Source organism: Streptomyces sp. NPDC101393 (genome assembly GCF_044767385.1).
GTDB lineage: Bacteria > Actinomycetota > Actinomycetes > Streptomycetales > Streptomycetaceae > Streptomyces.
In genome coordinates this window covers 297,053-318,565 of sequence record NZ_JBIWNU010000010.1, presented here as the reverse complement: position 1 = coordinate 318,565, position 21,513 = coordinate 297,053, and the positions used below count along the sequence as shown (strand labels likewise).

Annotated in this window: 14 protein-coding genes and 6 pseudogenes; 8 read left to right on the top strand and 12 right to left on the bottom strand. The window is 67.6% G+C overall.

Annotated features, from left to right (window positions below):
- Positions 1-114 precede the first annotated feature (114 nt).
- From ACIRQ7_RS30530 to ACIRQ7_RS30515, 4 genes and pseudogenes are all read right to left on the bottom strand, one after another.
- Positions 115-951, bottom strand: coding sequence for a SigB/SigF/SigG family RNA polymerase sigma factor (locus tag ACIRQ7_RS30530; RefSeq protein WP_404265875.1), 837 nt, complete (start codon positions 949-951; stop codon positions 115-117).
- Positions 952-2,948: 1,997 nt separating this feature from the next.
- Positions 2,949-3,131: pseudogene (locus ACIRQ7_RS30525) on the bottom strand (ATP-dependent helicase); the annotation flags it as partial.
- Between the two features lie 623 nt (positions 3,132-3,754).
- Entirely contained in the window at positions 3,755-3,958 is a 204-nt protein-coding gene (locus ACIRQ7_RS30520) for a cold-shock protein (protein ID WP_404265834.1), read from the bottom strand.
- 611 nt (positions 3,959-4,569) lie between these two features.
- Positions 4,570-4,782: pseudogene (locus ACIRQ7_RS30515) on the bottom strand (hypothetical protein); the annotation flags it as partial.
- Between the two features lie 119 nt (positions 4,783-4,901).
- On the opposite strand from ACIRQ7_RS30515, the pseudogene ACIRQ7_RS30510 reads away from it, so the two are divergent.
- The 3 genes and pseudogenes from ACIRQ7_RS30510 to ACIRQ7_RS30500 all read left to right on the top strand — a co-directional run.
- A pseudogene (locus ACIRQ7_RS30510) lies at positions 4,902-5,114 on the top strand (NAD(P)/FAD-dependent oxidoreductase); the annotation flags it as partial.
- A gap of 559 nt (positions 5,115-5,673) precedes the next feature.
- The gene (locus ACIRQ7_RS30505; RefSeq protein WP_404265833.1) at positions 5,674-6,519 is read left to right on the top strand and encodes a DUF1684 domain-containing protein; all 846 of its coding nucleotides are present in this window, start codon (positions 5,674-5,676) and stop codon (positions 6,517-6,519) included.
- A 38-nt stretch (positions 6,520-6,557) separates the two neighbouring features.
- A complete protein-coding gene (locus ACIRQ7_RS30500; RefSeq protein WP_404265832.1) occupies positions 6,558-6,962 on the top strand; it encodes a nuclear transport factor 2 family protein in 405 nt (134 codons plus the stop codon).
- Between the two features lie 499 nt (positions 6,963-7,461).
- Here the strand turns inward: ACIRQ7_RS30500 and ACIRQ7_RS30495 are convergent.
- A pseudogene (locus tag ACIRQ7_RS30495) lies at positions 7,462-7,968 on the bottom strand (HAD family hydrolase); the annotation flags it as partial.
- Between the two features lie 281 nt (positions 7,969-8,249).
- Positions 8,250-9,875, bottom strand: a complete 1,626-nt coding sequence (locus tag ACIRQ7_RS30490) for a class I adenylate-forming enzyme family protein (protein ID WP_404265831.1) — start codon at positions 9,873-9,875, stop codon at positions 8,250-8,252.
- A gap of 897 nt (positions 9,876-10,772) precedes the next feature.
- Here ACIRQ7_RS30490 and ACIRQ7_RS30485 point away from each other — a divergent pair.
- Positions 10,773-11,600 (top strand): MarR family transcriptional regulator, encoded by an 828-nt coding sequence (locus ACIRQ7_RS30485; RefSeq protein ID WP_404265830.1) that lies wholly within the window; start codon positions 10,773-10,775, stop codon positions 11,598-11,600.
- 307 nt (positions 11,601-11,907) lie between these two features.
- Here ACIRQ7_RS30485 and ACIRQ7_RS30480 read toward each other — a convergent pair whose 3' ends face one another.
- The gene (locus ACIRQ7_RS30480) at positions 11,908-12,852 is read right to left on the bottom strand and encodes an alpha/beta fold hydrolase (RefSeq protein WP_404265829.1); all 945 of its coding nucleotides are present in this window, start codon (positions 12,850-12,852) and stop codon (positions 11,908-11,910) included.
- Positions 12,853-12,941: 89 nt separating this feature from the next.
- Here ACIRQ7_RS30480 and ACIRQ7_RS30475 point away from each other — a divergent pair, with 89 nt between their 5' ends.
- Positions 12,942-13,532, top strand: a complete 591-nt coding sequence (locus ACIRQ7_RS30475; RefSeq protein WP_404265828.1) for a TetR/AcrR family transcriptional regulator — start codon at positions 12,942-12,944, stop codon at positions 13,530-13,532.
- Between the two features lie 325 nt (positions 13,533-13,857).
- Here ACIRQ7_RS30475 and ACIRQ7_RS30470 read toward each other — a convergent pair whose 3' ends face one another.
- The 3 genes and pseudogenes from ACIRQ7_RS30470 to ACIRQ7_RS30460 form a co-directional block, all read right to left on the bottom strand.
- Complete coding sequence (locus ACIRQ7_RS30470; RefSeq protein ID WP_404265827.1) at positions 13,858-14,451, bottom strand: hypothetical protein; 594 nt, start codon at positions 14,449-14,451, stop codon at positions 13,858-13,860.
- A gap of 371 nt (positions 14,452-14,822) precedes the next feature.
- Positions 14,823-15,025, bottom strand: a pseudogene (locus tag ACIRQ7_RS30465) (IS5/IS1182 family transposase); the annotation flags it as partial.
- A 30-nt stretch (positions 15,026-15,055) separates the two neighbouring features.
- Entirely contained in the window at positions 15,056-15,922 is an 867-nt protein-coding gene (locus ACIRQ7_RS30460) for a GNAT family N-acetyltransferase (RefSeq protein WP_404265826.1), read from the bottom strand.
- A 318-nt stretch (positions 15,923-16,240) separates the two neighbouring features.
- Here ACIRQ7_RS30460 and ACIRQ7_RS30455 point away from each other — a divergent pair.
- Positions 16,241-16,429 (top strand): annotated as a pseudogene (locus ACIRQ7_RS30455) (RidA family protein); the annotation flags it as partial.
- 220 nt (positions 16,430-16,649) lie between these two features.
- On the opposite strand, the gene ACIRQ7_RS30450 reads toward ACIRQ7_RS30455, so the two are convergent.
- Positions 16,650-17,780 (bottom strand): FAD-dependent oxidoreductase, encoded by a 1,131-nt coding sequence (locus ACIRQ7_RS30450; RefSeq protein ID WP_404265825.1) that lies wholly within the window; start codon positions 17,778-17,780, stop codon positions 16,650-16,652.
- A gap of 784 nt (positions 17,781-18,564) precedes the next feature.
- Between ACIRQ7_RS30450 and ACIRQ7_RS30445 the strand changes: the two genes are divergently transcribed.
- A complete protein-coding gene (locus ACIRQ7_RS30445; RefSeq protein ID WP_404265824.1) occupies positions 18,565-18,690 on the top strand; it encodes a hypothetical protein in 126 nt (41 codons plus the stop codon).
- 280 nt (positions 18,691-18,970) lie between these two features.
- Positions 18,971-19,696 carry a class I SAM-dependent methyltransferase gene (locus ACIRQ7_RS30440; protein WP_404265823.1) on the top strand — a complete coding sequence of 242 codons (726 nt, stop codon included), beginning with the start codon at positions 18,971-18,973 and terminating at the stop codon, positions 19,694-19,696.
- A 309-nt stretch (positions 19,697-20,005) separates the two neighbouring features.
- Here the strand turns inward: ACIRQ7_RS30440 and ACIRQ7_RS30435 are convergent, their stop codons facing one another.
- Positions 20,006-21,487 (bottom strand): MFS transporter, encoded by a 1,482-nt coding sequence (locus ACIRQ7_RS30435; protein WP_404265822.1) that lies wholly within the window; start codon positions 21,485-21,487, stop codon positions 20,006-20,008.
- Positions 21,488-21,513: the final 26 nt, after the last annotated feature.

Sequence of the window (21,513 nt, the reverse complement as noted above, 5' to 3'; positions counted from 1 at the left end):
ACTCCACGCCGAAATGTGCTCGTCCGCGACCGGACGAGTCACCCGGGCTCCTGTGCGGCGGCCGGCGCCGACCGCTACGGCTCCGCTTCCCTGGCTGGGACTCGGCCCGGGTGTTCATGCTTCTGCGAGGAGTGCTTCCCGGAGAGTGGCGTAGGCGCGGGAGAGGAGACGGGAGACATGCATCTGGGACATCCCCAGCTCCTTACCGATCTCGGACTGCGTCATCTCCGCGCCGAAGCGGAGCTGGATGAGGATGCGCTCCCGCTCGTCGAGCTGAGCCAGGTGCGGCTTGAGTGCGTGGAGGTCTTCGGCCAGGGCGAGGGCGGGGTCCTCGTTGCCGATCAGGTCGGCGACGAGGCCGGTCTGCTGCCTGCCGCCGCCGGCTTCGATGGGCCGGTCGATGGAGTCGGTGTCGTAGCCGTTGCAGGCAACCAGCCCCTCGATGACTTCGTCTTCCCCCAGCTCCAGATGCCGGGCGAGGTCGGCGACGGTGGGCTGGGCGATGCCGCGCCCCTCCAGCTGTTCGCGTGCGCGGGCGAGGTCGACCCGCAGCTCCTGCAGTCGGCGTGGGACGTGTACGGACCAGGTCGTGTCGCGGAAGAAGCGCTTGATCTCACCGGTGATGTAGGGGATGGCGAAGGTGGTGAACTCGTTCTCCAGCGACAGGTCGAAGCGGTCGATGGCCTTGATCAGGCCGATCGTGCCGACCTGCACGATGTCTTCCATCTCCTGTCCGCGACTGCGGAAGCGGCGCGCCACGTAGTGCACCAGTGACAGGTTCATCTCGATGAGCGTGTTGCGCGCGTACTGGTACTCCGCGGTGCCTTCTTCCAGGACCGACAACCGCTCGAAGAACAGCTTCGACAAGCGGCGCGCATCCAGCGGGGCCACGCGCTGCGCGTCCTCCACCAGTGGCAAAGAAGGCTGAGCGGCCTCAGACGCCGGGTCCAGATCTGTGCGGGCCGCCGGTATGTGGGCCTGCGTCGCTGCCGTCGCCACGGCTGCTCCTTTCTCTTTCCCGCCCCACCGTCACGCTGCCTGCCCAAGACCCACACGCAAAGCAGCGGCGGAAGCTTGGGAGGCGCGTTGGTGAGTCGAGCGTTGCCTTGTCACTTGTCATGAGATGTCAGCGCACTTGGCGACACCGACCTCCACGGCCAGTGCGGTGCTTTCCAAGGGCAGGTGGAACGTGTGGAGGGGGCCTGGTGCCGTGAGGCACCAGGCCCCCGAAGGAACTGCTACACCATCTGCCGGCCCTGGTACTGCGCCGGCCTTCGTGTTCCGCATGCCCACCTGGGAGAGGGCGGGCACTGCGGGGATCGCGGTTGCTTGACCGGAGACCACCTCACTATCGATGTCCTGCGGTACCCGGGCTCAAGACTTCCGCCCGGGCGATCCTGATGGCGCCTGGCTCCTCCGTACTTCCTCTGGGATCAATCACTTACCTACTGCCGGTACTGCTCTCCTGCGTACTGCTCTGTGGCCTGTGACCGCGCCACTCTCCAGCAGCCAGCCCCGTCGCCCGTCCTGCGTGTGCTCTGGCTTGGAACCCCACTGCCGAACTTCCCGGTGCGCGCCTGCGGCCGACGCCTTCACCGAGGTACTGCTCACTGAACTTCACTGCTGGTACCGCGAACTGCACTTGCCGGTACCGCTACTGCGTTCACTGCGGCGCTGCTCACGGCGGCCCCTGATCACTGCGGGCCACCCGGTCCGGTCGTCAGTCCCGTCGCCGTCCTGCAACAACCCTGGCTTCGAAACTCCACCACCGCACCGTCCTGCGAACTTCAACAACGGCGTGTACTGCTGCCCGGCAGTTCGTCTCTGCCGGGCTCGCTCGATCTCGACTACGAGAGAAACCATAACCACGCCACCACCCAATGTCTACTCTGGCCAACACAGATTTCCGCTGGTTCGGGGGTGAAGAAATCGTCCTCGAACGGCGACGGCATGCGCGAAGGTCGTCACCGCCGGGTTAAGGCCGTCACCGCCGGGTTACGGACACAGGCCGGGGCACGCGCACCAAGCAGGCAGGCAGAGCACGATGAGCGTCAAGGTGGCTACGCCCGCTCCGCGACATCGCTCGTCGGCGCACGCGGGTACGCTCGGACGTCCTCGAAGGGCTCGAACAGCCAGCGATCGCAGCCGAAGCCGCCGACACGCTGACCCTGGTCAAGTGCAACACGTTGAGCTTCAAACACCGACAAAGGCGGTGTCTTCGGTCCAGTACGACTCACACCAAACCAACGACGAGCCTCTGACTCAGGCCCTTCGACGCGCAGCCCAGGTCGCCCCCAGACGACCACTTGCGCTCCTGACGAAGTGCCTTCAGGTGACAGCGGCTGTCGAGCAGCAGTTCGCCTTGAGAGTGGCGATGGTGCGGCGAGGGCCGAGTGAGCGGGTTCCGTGTTGAGTCCTGACCACCGGCCGGATCGGCCGGGTGATAGTTGAGGTGAGTGGCGTCATCCACCGGATGCCGGGCGGTGTGAGGCAGCCCGCACCGGGACTGAATCTGAAGGTTTCGGTAGAGGTCTGATTCTGGCCGCGCCCAGCGAACGGCTCGACGTGACCAGTTGGGAGCCCGGCGCCGCTCTGGACGAGACATGCCGGGATGTCGCTTGTCCGCACGTCGCTCGTCGTAGTGACAGCGGGCGGCTTCGACCGCGTCGAGGTGGCCGGCTGCCCATTCCCGTACGGCGTACACAGAGGGCCGAAGGGGCCGGGCTCCGGGGGGATGCGGTATTCGATCGCCACCGGCTCCGTGGACACGATCACTCTTCCCCGTCACGCCCGAACAAGACCAGTCCCTCAAACCGATGATGCGGCTCCAAGAACGCATCCGGTCGCTGCCGCAGGTCACCATCGCCAAGTGGGCGGACTGGCACGCGGTGGCGTGCGGAACTGCTGTCCGCTATGGACATGCGGTTCGCCTCGCTCGAGCGCGTCGGAGACTTCCCGCCGTTCAGGGCTGCGGCCCCCACCCCGCTGTTCAACAGATCCTGCGTCAGCCTGTCAACGGCGTGCTTGGTGTCCAGGAACATGATCACCCGGCCTTGGCGGGCCGTGATCTCCCCCGTCGTCCAGTGCTCGTCAGCTCCGTGGACGTGCAGGACGTGGTGCTCCATCGTGGTGCCACGTGGGGTGCGCATGCCTTGCGCGGTGAGCGAGCCCAGCAGTTGCTCAGGCAGGGTCGAGGCTCGCGACCGCGTCGACAGCAGGCAGCGCGGGGGTGATCGCCTGCGGGCAGGGCGAGCGCACCCGAGGCCGCCGAGGGCCGCCTGCCCTGGCCGCCCTGGCCGCCCGGGCGGCTCGGCCCTCCGGAACGGCTCGGGGCCGGCGAGCCGAAGCCACTGCCCCGGGTACCAACGGCACCGGAGCCGAAAGCGGGACCGCCGATACGGCTGCGGGAAGAGCGGTTGTTCGTACGATGGGTTCATTCAGAACCTTTCTTGATACGGCACGTATCAAGAAAGGTTCTGCAGCAGAAGAACAGCACGGGGAATCACAGGAACGGGCCGAACGAAATCCGAAAGCAGATTTGGCGTGCGGCGAATCCGATGAAAGTGCAGGCAAGGAGATGGGCGACACCATTCGGGCGATGAATCCCGGACGCCTACGGTATAGCTCCAGAAAGGCCCGCATTCCTGGAGAGGGAGCCGAAAGCGGCGAAACCCCCAAGGGAAGCTCGGGGAACGGCCGTAGCCGGGGCCCGCACCCCGAGGGATGGAGCCCCAGCTACGAGGTGTGGTCAGCGTCAGGCGGGAACGATGTTCTCGGCCGTTGGGCCCTTCTGGCTCGGTGTGATGTCGAAGGTGACCTTCTGGCCTTCGAGCAGCTCACGGAATCCCTCGGCGGCGATATTCGAGAAGTGGGCGAACACGTCAGCCCCGCCACCGTCTTGCTCGATGAAGCCGAAACCCTTGGCCGCGTTGAACCACTTCACAGTGCCAGACGCCATGACAGATCTCCTTGTGGGGCATACTCCGGGACCCGCAATCTACGGATACCGGGCCGCCGCGATGATGCCCCGCCCGGAAAATACCCGGAAATACTAAACGCTTCTTGCGGTTAAAATGCCGACGAAGGCGTTGAAGTTTTGGGAACCATGGCTGCAACTGACAGTGACAGTAGCATGTGATAGCACACTGCGTAAGATCAACAATTCCGCTCTGCTCGTGAGAGCAAAGACACTTACCGCGCGGCGTACTAAACTCTCGTCTCGCGGTCATAGATATTGACCCACCCTGAATGCAGCGTTCCAGGAAAAATGCGGTCGCGTGCACCGCTCGGAGAGCAAATTATTGCGGGCGGCATTTCCCTGCGATGTCGCCCGCATCAGCCCGTATGCCGGTCCTGACAGAGATCAGGAACGCGCAGCGCTGCAGCTGCGCGGCCGTGTCCCGCGCGCCCCGCTCCCAGCGCCATCGCCTGAAGCCCCGCCGCCACAGTTCGCGCGAACCAGCCGGACAGCAGGTCTTGCCCGGGGCCGCTGTACGCCCCCAGGCGCAGGCAGGAAGGTCAGGCCACTTCAGCCCGCGGTCGCCGGGTTCTCTGATTCGGCGGCGCGTTGGTGCCCTGGTCGACGAGCTCCCGGGCGCGGGCGGCGATGCGCAGCTGGTAGCGGAAGTAGCGGCGATGCCCGCCCGTGGAGCGGAGCCGGGTGATCAGGCTTGCTTCGGCGAGGGCGCGGAGAAGTTCTGGGTGGCGCAGAGCAAGCGCACCTTCCGCCTCAAACGCTCTCCGCTCCCCCGCCTCCGCGACCCGCGCCCCAGCAGGACCGATATATCTACATTCTCGTCCATTCCGCCCCCTCACATAATGATCTTGCATAACGGAGCGACGCTACCGACCGGGATAACCGGGCAGCTAGAACCCCATTTCGGTCAGGGCGGGGACGCAAACTGCCCGACAACATCGGCCGCCGCTTCGCCGCCTCCGGCATGGCCGGCGCCACCGACGTGCCTGGCGTGTGGGTGGCCGGCAACGCAACGGACCTCGCCGCCCAGGTCGGCGCCTCCGCAGCTGCCGGCGCCCTGGCCGGCTCCCGCATCAACGCCTTGCTGGCCACCGCGGACACCGACGCGGCCCTCGCCGCAGCCCAGGGCGGGCAGGCCCCCACACCCTGCCGCCACCGCAGCCCCAGCCACCGTTCGACCGCACTCAGCAATGCGCGCGGCGGCCGGGCCCCGCACCCTCACTCGGCGACCGGCCGCTGCTCCGGCGCCGACTCAGCGTGTCCTTCTTGCGAGGAACCCATGAGTGCGAACCACCCGCCGCGGTGAACACCAGCGTCGTCGCCTTCAGGTAGTCCATAGTCCAGTCCGACCGCGTGGCCAAACGGCCAGGAACCGGGCCCACATTGCCCCTTTGTCTCGTATCTCGGTCACACCCAACAGGGCCCGGGAGCACGATCACCAGCACGCCCCCTTTCCTGCATTTGCCGTAACGGCAAACAGCCTTGCTCATGCGCTCGGGGCGAGCGCACCATCCAAATCACCAACCCCACCGGTCGGTCCGCGACGGCCGGTCGTTCGCGGAGACGCGCCACATGACGGCATGCCGTCCTCGGCCGTGCTGCGACGGCCATCGACCGTCGAACCGGTCGAGGTTCCCGGCCGGCGGTGGGTCCTGACGGCGGTCGCGAGTGACCGCCACCTTGGAGAGGAGAACACAGTGTCCAGCGAATGCTTCGGTGGCGACGGCGCGTTGACCGGGTACGAAAGGTGGCGTCGGAGCCGGTGGGAGGAGATGGCGGGCCCGGACGGGAAGGCGGGCCGCATCGCCTATCGGCTGATCACCGAACCGGGTCAGGAAGTCCCCGAGGTTCCGGGCCGGTGGACGTCCACCGGCTTCTCGGGGAGCCTGACGCTGACCGCGGCCCATGCGGAGGGCGTGTCCGTCGATGGCCAGGCCGTGGACGGCGCGGTGGAACTGGCCAACTCCAGCCGGCTGTCCTTCCCCGGTGGGCGGCGCGGCACCATCGAGGAGCTGCGGGGAGCCCATGTCCTGGTCGTGTGGGATCCGGCTGCGCCTACCCTCCTCGGCCTGCGCGGGATCGAGGCCTGGCCGTGGGACCCGGCCTGGACCATCGAGGCGGAGTACCGTCCGGCGGATGCCGGGCGTCTCCTGGAAGTGACCCGGCTGACCAGCCCGAGTATGCGGGACACCCTCCCGGCCCCTGGTGACTTCGTCTTCGATCTGCGAGGCGAGCGGCACACGCTCCGGGCGTTCGGTGTGGGCGGCGACACCCTGCTGATCACGTTCACCGACAACACCAGCGGCACGGACACGCCCGGCATGGGCCGGTGGTTGATCCTGCCCCGGCCCAAGGACCCCACGGGTACGGCTCGTATCGACTTCAACCGGGCTGTTGTTCCCCACCACATGTTCTCGGCGGCCTTCCCCTGCCCCCTCCCGCCCCGGGACAACCACCTCCCCCTGCGCATTGAAGCGGGGGAACGCGCCCCCGTCTTCGAAGAAGAGGCGGCCGTCCGCAACCCGACCGGGCCCCCCGTCTGACATTCGGCCCAACCGCCGCACCCCGAAAGGAAGAAACGATGACACCCGATCAGGACCTTCGCGCAGCAGCGGTGCACTATCTCCGACAGTGGGAGGTGCGGGACTACGCCACGATGCGATCCCTGTGTACCGACACCGCCACCGTGTGGCACAACGACGGAAGCGGCGACCAGCCGATCGAGGAGAACATGGAACTGCTCAGGCGACTCGCCGCAGACGTCGACACACTCCGGTACGACATCGTGCGGCAGTTCCAGGACGGAGACGAAGTACTGCAGCAACAGGTACTCCACCTGACCACGACCGACGGATCCCGCAGTGAGGTACACGCGGCGATGTACTTCCGGTTCGACGGCGGCCTCATCGACCGCATCGAGGAATACTTCAACGTCATACCGACCAACGCATCCATGCCGCCGTCCGGATCGCCCGACCAGCACTGATCGCGACCGCTCCCGTGAAGCAGCCGGCCGCGGCAGGGCCCGGATGCCGTACCCAGCGAACTCTTCGGCCCGCCCTACAAAGTGACCTACTCCGGCAAACCTGCCTATCGGGCCACCGAGACCGAAGGCATCATCACCTCGACTGACCACCCCCGTGGCCGCCGGCCCTGTCCGGCGGCCACGGCGGATCAGACATCGGCGAGCAACACTCAGCCTGCGACGCGCCAGGACGCTCTCCGGCTCGATTGAGTATCTGTCAGATCGCGGCGGTCGCGGACTTCATGTACAGGTGATCGGCGCTGGGCACGCACCGGGCGTGCTGACCGCAGAGGTGTGGGAGGCCATCCGGGCAGGTGGTGAGTGACGTGACAGACCGGTCGTGTAGAGCTTCGTCGTCAGCTGACCGCCGCAGCCTCCGAGCAGCAGCCGCACCAGAACAAGTCGCGCCCTTACCGGCGGCGGAAGGCGTCCCACTCGGTCGCCTCCAGCGGCAGCTCCTCCAAGCAGTCCGGCGAAGCATCTCCGCCCAGCCGAGAGCGGCCGTTCGAAGCCCGGCGGCGCGCGCCGGCAGGACGTCGTTCTGCGGATGGTCGCCGACGCACAGCGCCTCTCCTGCCAAGGCGTCGGCCAACTCCCCAGATGTCGCGAGGGCATCCGTCGGCAGGTCGAGGGCCGACAACAACTCACCGGCCCTCGCCGTCTGGGTGTCGGCCACGACCACACCAACCCCGGCATGCCGCAGCGCCGCCAACGCCGGTCGAACGTCCGCATGCAGGTCGGACTCGTCCGGGCTCTCTCCACGGCCTGCCCGCTCCATCGCTACCCGTTCGGCCTCCACATCGATGCCGGGTCGTACAAGCCGGACCGTATCGGCGCTGTCCCGACCCTGCGCCACGACCGCCCCGAACAGAGCTGACAACGTGTGCCGCTGCACGCCGAGTCAGTCCGCCCACGCGCCGCATCCGCGGTCATCGCTGCTCAGCGTCCCTCCGATGTCGAATGCCACTGCCTGAATGCCACCGCCTGAATGCCACTGCCTGGATCATGAGACCAGCGTGAGGAGAGCAACCCGAGTGCATGCGTAACGCTTGGCCGTACGACACGCGACCCCTGGGTGCCCAACGCTGCTGCAGCAACCTCCCGGAGGGCACCCAGACGACAGCGGCGCCGCACCTCCGCTCTTTCACAGGGGAGGCACAGCCGGCCGTGGCGCGCCACAACAACCCTGTGTTCTCAGCGCACTTGGCCTCGAACCGGCCGGGTGCCGTGCCTCCATCACACCAGCGCCTATGGTGTGGCCAAGGCGCCGTTCGTCCACGCGGCGCGCAGCGCCTTCTTGTCCACCTTGCCGACCTTGGTCGTCGGGAGCTGGTCAAGCAGCACCGTCTTCCGGGGCGTGTACAACTCGCCCAACTCTGCGGTCACCGCCGCGCCGACCGCCTCCGGGTCGACGTCAGCGCCCTCGGCCGTGGCCAGGAAGATCTGCACGGCCTCCCCGTACTCCTCGTCCGGCACACCCAGCGCCGCCGCATTGCGCACGCCGGGCAGCGTGAGCAGGAAGTCCTCCAGGACTCTGGAGTAGACGTTGTCGCTGGTGCTGCCGGTGACGATGATGTCCTTGGCCCGGTCGACGAGATAGAGGTAGCCCTCGGCGTCGAGGTAGCCCATGTCGCCCGTGCGCAGCCAGCCGTCCTGCAGCGCCGCCGCGGTGCGCTCCGGGTCCTCGTAGTAGCCGAGCATCACCGCGCTGCCCCGGACACACACCTCGCCGACCTGCCGGACGGGCAGCGCCACCGCGCTGTCCTCGGCACGGATCTCGATCTCGGTGTCGGATATCGCGCGACCGCAGCTGCGCCAGAGCTCGGGGCGCAGGGCCCCCTCCGAGGCAAGCTCCTCCGCCCCGAACGCGGCGATGCCGAGCGCCTCCGACTGCCCGTAGCCCTGGCCGAGCACCGGCCCGAAGACCTCGACCGCCTGCTGCAGCCGGCTGGGCGAGGTGGCCGCGCCGCCCACGATGATCCGCCGCAGCGCGGGCAGGACGCCCGGCTTGCAGTCCGGGTGGTCGAGCACCGCGTACAGCATGGGCGGTACGAACATGGTGGCGGTGATCCGCTCCTCGCTCAGCGCCGCCAGCGCCGCGCCCGCTTCGAACTCGGGCAGTACGACGAGGGTCGACCCCGTCACCAGAGCCTGGAGAGAGGTGAGGTGGCCGCTGCCGTGGGTGAGCAGCGTGGCGGCGAGCACCCTGTCCGTGCTCGGGTCCATGGTCGGGAAGAACGCGGGGCCGGAGTCCTCCGCGGCGTCCGTCACCAGGTCGACCAGCGTGTCGTAGAGCCGGTGGGTGTGCGCGGCGAGCTTGGGGCGGCCCAGGGTTCCGCCGGTGTAGAGGACGGTGACGGCTTCGTCCGTTCCCGGGGCGGGCACGCCGTCGGGGCGCGTGTCCGGGCACTCGGCCGCCAGCGCCAGCAGGTCCGCGCACCGCTGCTCACAAGGGCCGAGGCCGAGCAGTGCGGGGGCGTGGACGCTGCGGCCGACCGCGTCGGCGGCCCGTTCCGCGAAGAGCGGGTCGGTGACCACGGCGCGCGCCCTGGACTGCTCGACGAGCGCGGCGAGCTCGCCGGGCCCCGGCTCGGGCGGCAGGAAGACGACGCGGCAGCCGATGAGATGGACGGCGAGCTGAACGAGGACCGAGTCGACACGGTTGGCCAGAAAGAGCCCCACTCCGTCGCCGGGCGCGAGCCCCTGCCCGCGCAGCGCATGCCCCAGCCTGAACAGTTGCCGCCGGGCTTCCCCTCTGGTCAGCCGCTGCGTCCCCTGGACGAGTGCCTCGGCGTCCTCGTCCTTGTTCCAGTGCTCCAGAATGCGGTCCACGTACGTCCGCGGCTCGGATATTTCCTGCGTGTTAACGATCACCCATACATGCAAACATGCCGCTCAGCGGCCTTGGTCTCGCGGGGGCCAGCTTCGGCCATCACCCGACGGAGTATCATGTCCCGCGCTGCAAATTCGCTCTTCGCAGGTCAGTTGAGCTCTGAGAGATTCGCAGGTCAGTTGAGCGTCTGAGAGAGCGCACCGGGCGCCCGTCGTCATGGCGGGGTATCGCTCCCCGTGGTGTGGCCCCAGCAGGCCCTTGCACGGAGAGCCCCGGACCGACAGCAACCTTTGGCCCGGCGCGCCGCGCGAATCACAGGCCGCTGCCCTGCGGGGGGGTGAAGCTCGCCCATGACCAGCATCTGCACAGACGCCCGCAGGGCCCTGCGGGGCGCACAGGCAAAGCTCACGCGCGCTTCAGCAGCCAAATCTTCATCCACGGTTCAACAGAGCCTGGCGAGATCCTCGCTTCAGCACTGTGCAAGCTCCTGGACCTGGGGTGCGGACTGCCGTCCGGCTGGACAGGTGGCGTCAGTGCCACGATCCTTCGCTGACGTACGACTCCGCGCGCAGCGGCCACGAGGACGCCCATGTCGTCTACGTGGCACGGTAGGCGGACGACCCAAAGGCCCTGGGGAGGGACGCCTCGCCGACGAGCAATTCGGTGCACTGTCCGACAACGGAACCGTCGCCCCGGGACCGGAAGGGCCGCACCCCACAAGAGCGGAGCCTCCGTCAGGAAACCGACGAGGTCACATGAATGATCGACGCTCATTGACGGCTTTTCCGCCATTCCGGGCCAGGTGTTGCGTCTGCCCCACCGCTCGATCAAGGTCTGGTCGAGCTACCGGAGAGCCGGACGGTCAGCTACCGCGCTCAGGAGCGGATCCAGCGTCCCGTACTGCTCCACAGGGGGTGACCTCAGGCATGATGTCGGCCATGACTCACACCGCCCGTCGCATGTTCGAGCTCCTGGAGCCGATCTGCCTGGTCACCTATCTCGCGGACGAGTGCAACGAGGAGCTGGCCGCGCTCGGCCACCGCACCTACTGGGACGGCTACTTCGCCAGCCGCGCCGCGCCGCTGGGGCGGGTGCCGGCGCAGGTCGTGCACGCGGCCTTCTACAGCTTCGCCGACGGGGAGGCCGCGCGGCACATCCCGAGCGCGTGGGAGACGATCCCGCCCGAGGCGTCCGTCGCCGCGCGGGAGCGGGGCAGCGCAGCCTCCCTACGGCGGATCCTCGGCGACGAGCTGGCCGACTCCCCGGGCCTGGTGCGCGCCGCCGACCTGACCACCAAAGCCGCGACGAACGCCCCCACAGAAGGCCGGGTGATGTACGCCGGGATGCGCACCCTTGCGGTGCCGAGCGACCCGGTCGCCCGGCTGTGGCATTCCGCGACCATGCTCCGCGAGCACCGCGGTGACGGGCACGTCGCCGCTCTCGTCGGCGCGCGCATCGGCGGCACCGAGGCCCACGTGCTCAGCGCGCTGGAAATGGGAATCCACCCGCCGGAGTCGTTCGGGCGCATCCATCACCTGCCGAAGAAGCGACTGGCCGCGGTCATGGACGGCCTGCGCGAGCGCGGACTCGTCGACACCGACGGCCGGTTCACCGACGCCGGCCGCGAGACCAAGCAACGCATCGAAGCCCTGACCGACGAGCTCGCCGACCCGCCCTACGACGCGCTCTCTCCCTCCGAGCTCGACGACCTGATCGCCGACCTCGAACCCATCACCGCGACGCTGGTGGCCGCAGGATCGCAGTGACGGGCAGCGCCTGACGGGACAATGAGGGTCGGATGATCCGAACGAAACCGCCTGGCCTCGCCGTCTCAGTTGATCTGAGGCCGGTTGGTGGCCGGGAACGCGAGAGTGTCTTCTGGTCTGGGACGATGAACCTTGTCGAGGGGGTCTGTCGGTCCGGACCAGAAGGCACTTCCTACGTGCTGGGCGGGTATCGGTTCGGGTCCCTGGCTTCATGTCTCCGCCGACGGTGCAGGGGTGGTGGGCCATGCCGGGGCACGGCTGCTGGCTGATCTCGCCGACGTCACCGGACTGACCAGCGCGTCGCGGACTACTCGACACGCTCGTGATCGATGAACGCGGTCAACACGTCCACCGTTGCGTCGGGCTGCTCGTCGGGAATGAAGTGTCCGGCCTGTGGGATGAAGACGCCGGTCGCGTTCTCTGCCCACGGGCTGATGGAGGCGGCCATGTCCGGGATCGAGCCATGGGAGCTGGAGATTCCCAGGACCGGGACGGTCAAGTGTCCTCGTTCGAGAGCGTCATGATTCTTGCGCGCTGATTCCGCGGCGTCGCGGTAGTAGGCGAGAGACGCTGAAAGACCTCCGTCGGCCGCGATGGCGGCGGCGTAGTGGTCGATCTCGGCGCCGTCGAAGGTGTTCGGGGACAGAGCTTTGGCCTTCAAGAACCAGCCGACGTAGTCACGCTCGCGGCCGGTGAGGAGAGTCTCGGGCAGTTCGGGCACCAGATGGAAGGCGAAGTGCCAGGTTTTCCAGGCCCGGTCGGGATCCGTTGGGATGGAGTCCGGGAGGGTGATTCCGGGAATGCCGGCGTCAAGCAGAGCGACACCATGCAGGCGCTTTTCGTACGTCAGGGCCAGCGAGAAGGCAACCCAGGCCCCGATGTCGTGGGCGACGAGCCAGTACTTCGGCACGTGGAGCGCGGTCAGCGCGGCCTGGACACGCGAAGCGACGGTGTGCGTGTCGTAGCTGCCTTGAGGGCGGTCGGAATGGCCCTGCCCCGGCAGGTCGATCGCGATCACGTGGAATCGCTCGGTAAGGCCTGGCATCACCTTGCGCCAGGCCCACCAGGTCTGCGGGAAGCCGGCGAGCAGGACGACGGTGGGACCGGTCGGCCGGCCGCCTTCCACGGCGTGAAGTCGTATTCCTTCCGCATCGACCCAGCGGTGAGCGAAACCCGCAAGGTCGTACAGCGGCAACCCGGGGACCGGGTTCTGGTCGCAGGAACGGTTCGGGGCCATGGCGTCGTCGGTCATGTCGTGAGCCTACGGCATCTTGAACTGGTTAGTTCAAGATAGGATGGGCAGGGCCACAACGGCTGGTCCAGGAACGAGGTGCATGCGTGATGGCCGGGAAGAAGCAGTTCGACGTAGGCATCGCGCTCGACGCGGCGATGGTCCAGTTCTGGCGGGCCGGATACGCCGACACGTCTCTCGACGACCTCTCCAGGACGACCGGATTGAACCGCAGTTCCCTCTACTCCTCGTTCGGCGACAAAGACTCGCTCTACCTGCGCTGCCTGGACCGCTACGCCGCGCGGTACGGAAGCAGGTACGACCAGGCGCTTTCCCGTGCGTCCGAGGAACCGCTCCAGGCGGTACGGGCATTCTTCGAGGTCACCCTGCAGCGCATCGCCGACCCTGACGTACCTGATGGATGCCTGATCGCCCAGACCGCGATGGCGGCACCGGTGCTCAGCCCCAGCATCGCCGCACGCGCGATCGAAGCTCTGGGCTTTCAGCATGCGCGGCTGTGGACCGCCTTGAACGCCGCGCAGTTGGCCGAAGGCGATGCCGACGACTTCGCGGTGCACATCATGGCGGTCAACCAGTCGCTGGCCGTGATGAGCAGGACCAGGGCGAGCCAGAAGCAGCTCCGCACAGTCATCGACATCAGCATGAGCGCGCTCTCGCACGCCTTGCATGCCCGGAGCTAGGCCGCCGTTTCGCCTGGGTACGGCGGCTGTTGGGGCAGAAACCGGAAAGTGCCTTCCTGGGTTGGGACGATGAACCTTGCCGAGGGGTTCTGTCGGTCCAGGCGGAGGGCACGGCTTTCCACCGCCTCGCCGCACTACCCCGTCCCGCCGGCTGAACGGCAAAGCCCTGCCCGCCCACGACCCGAAAGACCTTGGAGAAGCCGGCCACCGCGCCGGAACGCCGCCATACCCGAGCAGTGAAAACGCCCCGCCCGCAGGACAGCTGACGATCGACGACGCCTCATCGCCCCCACCGAAAAAGCGAGGCTGGTGCCCTGTGCAGCGGCTAACTGTTGGGGTGGTAGCGGCAGGACGAATCGTCGCACGAGGTGGGTACCTCCCACCGACTGCTGATGCGGTGCAGGGGGCCCTGATCCGCAGACCGGGCGGGGAGGTCGCACAATATTTCGGTCGGGGAGTAGATCGGGCGCGCGTCGTCCTCGATGTGCTCGGGGTCGGTGTAGTGGAATTCCTCCCGGCGTTCCCAGGGCAGGGTGATGTGCGGCCGGTGGTCGAGGGGGTTGTCGTCGGCGAATGAGGGGTGGAACTGCCACTGGGTGCCGAATGCGCGGTGGTGGACCTCACCGAGGTACCAGGCCGCCACCGCGACCAGGGGCGTGTCCATCAGCTTGCGGGCCTGAGCGGGGCTGTCGAACGCGTCCCGGATGAGCGCTTCGAGCCGGGGGAGAGAATCCACGGTGAAGTCCCACGGCCCGCGGCCGGCACGTTCCTTCGCCCAGGCGGGGAAACCGGTGCGCTGCTGTTCCAGCCACTCCCCCAGCACCGGGTTGTGGGCGCTGACGTGGTCTCGGGCCTTCTCTTCGCGCAGGTACGCGGTGTATTCGTTTTCGTCCATGTCGCGCGGGTCGGTCCACTCCATACCCCGGAGACTAGGCGAGCCAGCTGTGTGCGGTGCAAAGATCCCGCGCGGTCCGTGAGTTGTCGGTGCGCCCTCAGTAATTGAGGTGCGGACAGGGAACGTTGGGGCCCTGGAGTGGAGGGTTCTCCCGCACAGGCGCCGAACTGACCACTGCGACGCGCCTGATTCACCGACCCGCTCGCCGCCGGCCGGCGCCAGACCCGCATCAGCCACTACCAACGACGCGGCCACACACCACCCGAACCTGTCAAACCATCAGGAAAAGCAGCGTTGCAGTTGAGGCGTCATCTCATGTGGCTGGCCTTCGGCAGCAGATGAGGGTCAGGCGATGCTGGTGAAGGCGAGGCGGTGGGCGGCCTTGCGCTCGGGGGGATATCGCGGCTGCGTCGCCGTCGGCGCAGGCGATCGTAGTTGTAGCCCTTGTCAGCATGCCGCTTCCCGGGCCCACGTCATCTGTGGGCGCGGCGCGAGAGGAAGGGTCGGATACCCCGCACAAGAAGGTCGAGTGTGCCTCGCTGTCATGAAGATTCGCCCCTGAGATCCCGATGGACAGAGGCAGACCAGTCCGTTCCACACCCGGACTGCGCCTTACCGAGCAGCCCGGTCAGGCCGTCCGGATCCGGTCCCGCACCTCCGGCCGCACCTCGAAACCGGCCGCCTTGTAGGTGGCGACGCCGCCGACGTTGGAACTCGGTGTGCACACACGTACGCTCGACGAGCCCATCTCCCGGAGCGCGGCCGCCCCGGCCACGGTGATCGCCCGGCCGTATCCGCGACCACGGTGGTCCTCGTGGACGCCCATCGGCTCGACCAGGCCCGGCCTCCCCGGGCCGGCCGACCATACCGTCACCACCGCCGCCACGCTGCCTTGGTCGTCATAGGCGCCGAGGCAGCGGGCGTCGGCGTAGAACGGTCCCGCCGACATCGCGTGCCAGTACTCGCGCGTAGGCCGCGAGGTGTTGAACGCCGACCGCAGGACGTCGGCGAAGTCCTGCGCCTGCTCCAGGCCGATCGACTCGATCCGTGCGCCGGGGTCCTCCACCGGCCCGGTGAGGTCGCGGAAGAGCGGCGTCCACGGCTCGTCGACGCCCCAGCCCTCCTTGCTCAGCAGCTTGTGGAGCAGCAGGCCCAGCGGGGCCTCGACGGACACCGTTCCTTCCGGCAGCACGCCGCGCTCAGGCAGCGAGAAGTCCTCGACGAGCCGCCGCGCCAAGTCCTCATCCTGGAAAGCGTCCGGAGTGACCGTCATCCGCACCAGCGTCGGCGAGTCGAGCATCCCGACCGCGAGAATCCGCCCGTCCCGACTCCAGGTCCGGACCACCGCGGCCGTCTCAGCCGCTCCGAACCGGTAATTCCAGCCGATGTCCCCGGAATGCAACTGCATCGGCGCTTCGTCGTACTGCCACTCCCGCAGCGCGGCCATGGCCTCGCGTACGCCGTCAACAGTCGGCGTACCCAGCACAATCGTCATAGCCGGGATCAGACACTCCATCCCGAAGGCCCGCAACCGATTTACCAGCCCGGCCGCTGCCCCCACAGCGGCCCAACCAACAGCCTCACCTGCCAGTCGAACTACAGACTGCCGCCCACGACCAGCATGGCTTCGTCGACCTCCAGGAACAGCGTTTCTCGATGGGTTCCGGATTCAGTTGGTGATCACCCGGTTCGTGAATGCCGAGCAGAAGTGATGGCGTTGTCGTAGGCCGGCGAGAACAAGGGAAGGCGGGAGCCAACAGGCCGTTGGCAGGATGTCCGTGCTCACCATCTGATGAGAAAGGACCCGACGGCCGTGCCCCGTGCCCTCACTTTGATCCGCTTCACATCCCTGTCCGACGTTGCCGAGTACGCCTACGCGGCCACAGCGCCCGCCGCGTCACGCTTGATCTTCCTCGCCGGGGCGTGCCCCCTGAACGACGACGGCTCCACGGCAGCGATCGGTGACTACGCAGGCCAGGCAGTAAAAGCCATCGAGAACATGCACAAGGATCAACTCGTCGAGATCGAGGCCGTCGCCGCCGTACTCGATTCTTGAGTGGCTCTGGGCGGGGCGCCTCCCGAACCCATCGACAACGAAACCTCGGCGCTGCAGGTGCCTCCCGCAGTCGCGAACAACTGCTGTCGTGAGTCGAGTTCGGTAGTCACCGCCGCCTAGGCTGGAGCGGGTGGGACGGAGAGCGTCAGATTGGGGCCTGCGCGACTTATTGGCTCTTCTCGGTGATCATGTTGATCAGGCCCTGGGCCGTGTTGTGCTCGGAGTCGATCTCCGGAACCGCTCCACCTCCGAACGTGGTGACCTCGGCGCTGCGGGGGAACATGGCCTGCTCGTACGCGGTGAGTGCGGCCTCGATGTCGTCGGGCTGCTCGGCGATGGCCTTGCCGAGTTCGGCGCCGTCGTACATGGCCAGGTTGGCGCCGTCGCCATTTGGGGGCGCAAGGTGGGCGGCGTCGCCGAGCAGGGTGACCCCCGGCACCCGGTCCCACCGGTGCCCGGTCGGCAGAGCGTACTGGGGGCGCAGGACCGGCGCTGTGTCGCCGTCAGTGATGAGCGTGGTGAGTTCCGGTGCCCAGCCGTCGAATTCCCGCGCGATCCGGGCGGTGGCCGCGGCGGCATCGGAGAAGTCGATGGCGGCGAACCAGTCCTGCGGCCTGGTCAGCGCCACGTAGGTGTGCAGGGTGTCGCCGTTCTCCCGGTGAGCGAAGATCTCCTTGCCCGGCGAGGGCGCGATCAGCAACCCGTCACCGACCGCTTTCGCGGCGGCTGGGTGGCGGGTGTCGGCGTGGAACAGGTACGTCTCGACGACCGACGTGCCGGCGTACTCGGGTGTGGCGGTGGTGAGCAGTGGCCGTATCCGTGACCAGGCGCCGTCCGCGCCGACCAGCAGGCTGGTGACGACGGTGCCGCCGTCGGCGAACGTCACCTCGTGGCGGCCGCCGCCGAGGGCGCGGGTGCCGCTGGCCTTGTGCCCCCATCGGACGGTGCCGGCCGGGAGTGAGTCGAGCAAGATCTGCCGTAAGTCGCCGCGTTGCACCTCGGGGCGTCCGCCCGTGCCGTCGTCGACCTTGTGGAGCAGGACGGTGCCGTCCGGGTCGAGGACCCGCGTCGCCTGGCGGCCCTCCAGGACGATGGCGTGGAACTCGTCCATCAGGCCGGCCGCCTTGAGGGCGACCTGTCCGCTGTAGTCGTGGATGTCGAGCATCCCGCCTTGCATGCGCACCGTCGGGGAGGACTCCGCCTCGTAGACCGTGACCGGGATTCCGTGGACGTGCAGGACGCGGGCAAGAGTGAGTCCGCCGAGTCCGGCGCCGATGATCGTGACGGACATGTGCATGGTGGCTCCTGGGTATCGGGGCCGCCCAGTGAGCTCCGGCCGGCCGTCTCTGGAACGGTGCCGGACCTCGCCGACAAGCCACCGGCATCGAACCGGCAGCCGCCGATGGATGACCGACACCGCGCATCAGTTCCGACACCCACCGGAATGGGGTTCCGCTCGGCATCCGGGTCGATCGTGCTCATGCTCTCGTTCTCGCATCGCTCCCGGGGCGACGAAGCCCGGCCTGCACGGAGGTGCAACGAACGGCCCGACGGGTGCGGTGGCCGGCCGACTTGATCCGGGATGCGTGAGCGGGGCACCTCCCGTTCTCCGGTTCTGGTTCAATTAGTGGTCGATCACCCTCCGTGTTCCCCGTCTCAGTCGGTATGACGTGCGCTGGACCAGGCTTCAAACGTGTGGCAGTGGCAGGGGCAACCGGCCAGGATGGTGATGTGATCCAGATTCGTGCCGCTTCTTCAGATGATGTTGCCTTGCTGGCATCCCTCAACCAGATCGTTCATGACCTGCATCATTGGCACCGTCCCGACCTGTTCCTTGGTTCCCCGGAGCCAGATGCCGTCGAAGGCTTCTTCCGGACTCAGATAGCCGATCCATCAGTTACCGTGCTCCTGGCCAATGGGTCGGCGGGTGAAGCCCTCGGATACGCCCTTGCCCGTGTCAAAAACCGGCCCGGCAGTGCTCTGGAGCACTCAGAAGTCATCGTGTCTCTGGATCAGATCACCGTAGCCCCGATGCTGCTCGCAGTGGTGTCGGCGCGGCACTGCTCGAAGCCGTACGCGAAGTGGGACGCGCGGCAGGCTGCCGACGCCTCGTCACGGACGTCTGGTACTTCAACGAGGGCGCTCGTGCGTTCTATCAAGCCGCAGGCTTCAACCCAATGAACGTGCGCCTGGATCAGCAGCTTTGACTTCGAAAGTTGCCCGGCCCGTCCCAGGACCGGGCAGTAGTGGCTGCATGGCAGGGAACCCCCCTGATCGAAGAGGGGCTCACCGTCAAGGAGATCCGGGATCGCCTCGTCGACGAGCCCGACACCGCCCTGTCCAGCCTGTCCAGCCTGCGATAACGCGCTACGTCAGAACACGCCAGCGCGACCGGAACCGTGAACCGCACCTGCCGCCCGCTCTCACCTTCTAGAGCCAGCGAAACCCAGTAGCTGTTCGGGGCGGTCTCTGCATACCTTCGGCCGTATGGCTGACGACTGCTTCGAGCATCCACGGCTCGCCGCGATCTATGACCCGCTCGAACCTGATCGCAGCGATCTTGATCCATACCTTCGGATGGCGCACGAGTTCGAGGCACGCCGAGTGCTGGACATCGGCTGCGGGACAGGGGTGTTCGCCCTTCTCCTGGCTGACCGCGGGATCGAGGTCGTCGGCGTCGACCCCGCCCTGGCGTCCATCGACATCGCTCGCGACAAACCGGGCAGTGAGCGAGTGCGCTGGATCTGCGGTGAAGCGGCAGGCCTCCCGCCGTTGCAGGTTGACCTCGCGACGATGACAGCGAACGTTGCCCAGGCCATCGTTGGTCCGCAGCCGTGGCAGAAGACGCTACGAGGAGCCTACGAAGCACTACGGCCTGGCGGACATCTGGTCTTCGAGACCCGCGATCCCGCCAGACGCGCCTGGGAAGAGTGGACCCGCGAGAACTCCTACAGCGTCACGGAGATCCCAGGCATCGGCTCCGTCGAGAGCTGGGTCCAGCTGATCAACGTGAGTTGGCCTCTGGTGACATTCCGCTGGACCTACGTGTTCGCGGCGGATGGACAGGTACTGACCTCGGATTCGACGTTGCGCTTCCGAGAGCGGGAAGAGGTCGAAAGGGATCTGGCCGCGCATGGCTACGTGGTGGAGGACGTTCGCGATGCACCTGACCGACCAGGAAGAGAGTTCATCTTCCTGGCACGACGTCCGTGATCTTCAGTGATCCACGCCACTCAAACTTCGCTGGCACGCGCTCAATGTTCGATGACACAGCACAACTGTGACTGAGCGCCCTACTTGGCACCGATCGCCGACCGCGGCACTCATGCATGTCGGCGTGGCCACCGTCAGCTGTGTTCTGCGCTGCGTGCTGGGGCCTCACCTGTGCCTCGCCGCGCAGTGAAGAAGCTGATGGCGGCACATCAGCTTCCTGGGCCGCCGCCCCTCCCACGACCGGACACCGCCGGGTACGACGGCGGCCCGGGTTGTTGACTGCCTCTTCCCGGCCCTGTGCTCGCTCTCTCAGCCAGCCTGACTGTTCGTGTGTTTGGGCAGGAAGAGCAGCAGGGCCCACATCACGGCAAAGGCACCGCCGACCCACCAGAGGACGCCGGTGAACGCTTCGCGGTTGACCGCGTTGTCGGGCGAGCCGTTGGTGGCGGAGAAGAACACGAGGGCGGTCAGCGCGGAGCCGAGGGCGATGCCGAGGTGGACCGCGGTGTTGAACAGGCCCGAGGCCGATCCGGCGTCCTGGTGCGGCACCTTGGCGAGGGACATGTCGGCGAGCGGTCCGCCGATCGTGCCGAAGGCGACGCCGAGGAACAAGAGGGGGCCGGTCATCGCGAGGAGGGTCAGGCCGGCTTGTTGGCTGCTGATCTGGATTCCGTGGACCGCCATGGAGATGACGGCAATCAGGGCTCCGGCCTGTGGCACGCGCCGCCCGAAGCGTCCGGCGGTCCTCATCGCGATCACCGCACCGGCCATCTCCCCCAGGGCGATCAGCACGAATGCCCCGGCCGCTTGGAGCGGGCTCATGCCCAGGCCCCGCTGAAGGTAGAGCGTCCAGGTCATGAAGAACATCCCCGACAGCAGGCCCAGCAGCAACTGCACGGACAGGCCGCCGGAGAATGCCTTGCCCCGGAAGAGGGACAGCACCACCAGCGGGGCGTCGTTCGTCCTGCGCTGCTGGTGGCACAGGAAGACGGCGAGGACGAGGAGACCGGCGGCGAGCATGGCGAAGCACCACAGCGGCCAGTGGTGGGCGTGGCCCTCGGTGAGCGGGAAGACGACCAGCACCACGGCCGGCGCGGACAGCAGCATCCCGGTGACGTCGAGGCGCGCGGCCTTGTGCGCGGTCGACTCGGTGAGGAACCTCCCTCCGAGGAGGATCACGGCGAGGCCGATGGGCACGTTGATCAGGAAGATGGGCCGCCAGCCCAGCCCGAAGAGGTCGGCCTCGGTGAGTACGCCGCCCAGGACCGGGCCCAGGACGGCGCCAATGGACAGGACGGCCCCGTACAGGCCGAAGGCCCTGCTGCGGTGCTTGCCGTCGAAGGTGACGTGGAGGGTCGCCAGGACCTGCGGGATCATCACGGCGGCTCCTCCGCCCTGGAGCACCCGGGCGGCGATCAGCATGCCCGGGGTGTGGGCGAGGCCGCACAGCAGGGAAGCGAGGGTGAACACGGCGGTGCCGATGAGGAAGATTCTCTTCCGGCCGTAGGTGTCGCCGAGCCGTCCGCCGGTGATCAGCCCGAGGGCGAGGGGCAGGGCGTAGCCGGCGGTCAGCCACTGCACCGCGGCCGGTCCCGCGCCGAGCGACTGCTGGAGAGTGGGGATCGCGGTGAGGACGACCGACTGGTCAAGGACGTCCATCAGCTCGGCTGCCAGGACCACCACGAGGGCGATCCTGGCAGCCAGGGCCATTTGGGACGGGGCGCCGGATACGGCGTGAGCTGATGGGTCGGTGGTGTGCTGCGGCTCGGTGCCGAGCGCGGGAGAAGGCACGGTGGAACTCCGATTCACAAGGGCAG